This window comes from Saccharopolyspora sp., assembly GCF_017434145.1.
GTDB lineage: Bacteria > Actinomycetota > Actinomycetes > Mycobacteriales > Pseudonocardiaceae > Saccharopolyspora_C > Saccharopolyspora_C galaxeae.
The window spans coordinates 1-1,977 of sequence record NZ_JAFRFW010001050.1; the positions used below are offsets into that span (position 1 = coordinate 1).

Below are 1,977 nucleotides of genomic sequence, written 5' to 3' on the forward strand. Positions count from 1 at the left end.
AATTCGCTCACCGATCTCCGTCGCGCCGCGGAACCACCTGGTCACCGGCTGGTTTCGTTGCCTCGGCACGGGAGGCGGCGCATCCTTGGGACACGAACTCCAAGTCCGCACTCCGGGAGGCGGTCATGCACGCGAACCGCACTCTCACGCTGGACATGCAAGTCCTCGAGGCCGGCGCGAAAACGACGGCGGACATCGGGATGATCACCGGGGACGGCCGGGCGCTGCACGGGCACGGCACGGCGCGGCGGCACCCGGACGACGCGGCCGTCCCGCAGATCGGCGACGAGATCGCGATCGCCCGCGCGCTGGTCGAGCTCGGCCACAAGCTGCTGGACACCGCGGCCACTGACATCGGCGAACGCCAGCACCGCCGGGTGCACCTGATGGCTTAGCGGTACATCGCTGTTCCGGGTCGACGGCCGTTCAGCGGTGGTGGTCGATACCGGCCGGGGCAGATCTCGTCACAGGGCCTGGTCAAAGTCGTTGATTCGCAGGTCGCACGCGGTTCGGCACGCGACCTCTTGTCACCGCCGAGGCAACGCGCGGCGGCTCACTGCTGCGGTCGCAGCTGATCGGTGCGGTCCTCGAATCCTTGCAGATCAGCGCCGCCCATCCGGTAGAAGGTTATTTTCGGTTCGTCTAGATTGTTGGCGAGGTACTCCAGGTGATCCTCGCCCATCCCGATATATCGGACCCCTCGGTGCACCTCCTTCTTAACTCGGTCTTGGATTTTCGAATTCCGCTCCTGACTCATGCGATCCCCCATACTTGCCAGCGCCCGACCGTTCTGCTGCTGGCCTTCGGTCAGGGGCGTCCGCGGCTCCCGCGCCCACAGTTCAGGAATGAGAACCTCAAGGTATTCTCGCAACGGACCCCGGTAGTCGTCCGCATCTTCGAGCAGGTCGCCGATGTGCCCCCCGTCGGGGAGCTTCCGGATGTAACCGTCCAATCCTGCCTCCGACGGCCGGAAAGCGGCTAATTCCGCTCGCGCGGCCGTCAGACCCTCCTGCCCCGAGTAATTGCGGATGTCCTTGCCGTATTCCCACGCTATCTTCACGTATCTCGTCATCTGTAATCCGGAGTGCTCCGCGGCACCGTCACGCGCATAACGTCGTAGCTGTTGGGGGTCGTTTATGGCATAGAACAGGTCGGACATGAGCACCCCCATCTTGGGGTACAGCGATTCGAGTCCGTACCTGCCCAAGTCCTGCTCCTTGGCGATCCCCACCTTCTCACGTGTCGCTTTCAGCGACTTGCGGTCGGCCTCCTGCGTCTTCGGCTCCGAGCCGAAGTCGTCGGTGGCGAACGCCTCGTAAACGAAGTCCTTCGAGTCGACCGCGGCGAGCACGTCGGGCAAGGTGACCTTGGTGTGGTTCTCCCCGAGCACATTGGTTCCGCGACACTCGAAACGGACCCAGGTTCCGGCACTCACCGGCCCCGGAAGATTGCCCAAATAGTCCGTCTTCCCCGCAGCGTGTTTCTCGAACTCTTCGTCCGACGTGTACGCGTGCACGAGTTGGTCGCGCGCAAGCTTCTTCTTCTTCCCCCTCAAACCGTCCGGGCTCTGCTGTTGCCCGTTGACGAAGGCCCACCGCTGGACTGCAAAGGGTTCGACCTGTCGCTTCGCGGTATCGCGGTGCTCTGAACCGGTCGTCTCCTCCCCGACCGGAGCGACCGGCGCATGGGGCGACGAGCGCCGAGCGATCATGTCGGCCACCGCCGCGTTGCCCAATTTCTGCTGCAGATCCAGCAGCACCGACGCCGGAGTCGCCGGTCCCCGGCCCGGCGTCGGGCGGCTCGATGGCTTCCGGCGCGCGTTGTCGTCGATCTCGTGACGGGCGTGCATCGTTGCCTCCTGCAAGGTCGACCCCAACGCAATGCCGCCGCACGGAAATCTTTCCCCGGATCAATCGCCGCACGAGGCCGGTCGAACCAGCGTGGCCCGGACTTCCCTGCCCTCGCCAGAGCCGACAC

2 protein-coding genes are annotated in these 1,977 nt (G+C 64.9%); one reads left to right on the forward strand and one right to left on the reverse strand.

What is annotated here, in order from left to right; translation table 11 throughout:
• Positions 1 to 125: 125 nt before the first annotated feature.
• Positions 126 to 395 (forward strand): DUF1876 domain-containing protein, encoded by a 270-nt coding sequence (locus IJH84_RS28665; RefSeq protein ID WP_295151154.1) that lies wholly within the window; start codon positions 126 to 128, stop codon positions 393 to 395.
• A gap of 158 nt (positions 396 to 553) precedes the next feature.
• On the opposite strand, the gene IJH84_RS28670 is transcribed toward IJH84_RS28665, so the two are convergent.
• A complete protein-coding gene (locus IJH84_RS28670; RefSeq protein ID WP_295151156.1) occupies positions 554 to 1,849 on the reverse strand; it encodes a hypothetical protein in 1,296 nt (431 codons plus the stop codon).
• Positions 1,850 to 1,977: the final 128 nt, after the last annotated feature.

Excerpts from the sequence above, each read along its gene's own strand:
- IJH84_RS28665 (WP_295151154.1), top strand. The coding sequence starts at position 126 with ATGCACGCGAACCGCACTCTCACGCTGGACATGCAAGTCCTCGAGGCC.
- IJH84_RS28670 (WP_295151156.1), bottom strand. The coding sequence starts at position 1,849 with ATGCACGCCCGTCACGAGATCGACGACAACGCGCGCCGGAAGCCATCG.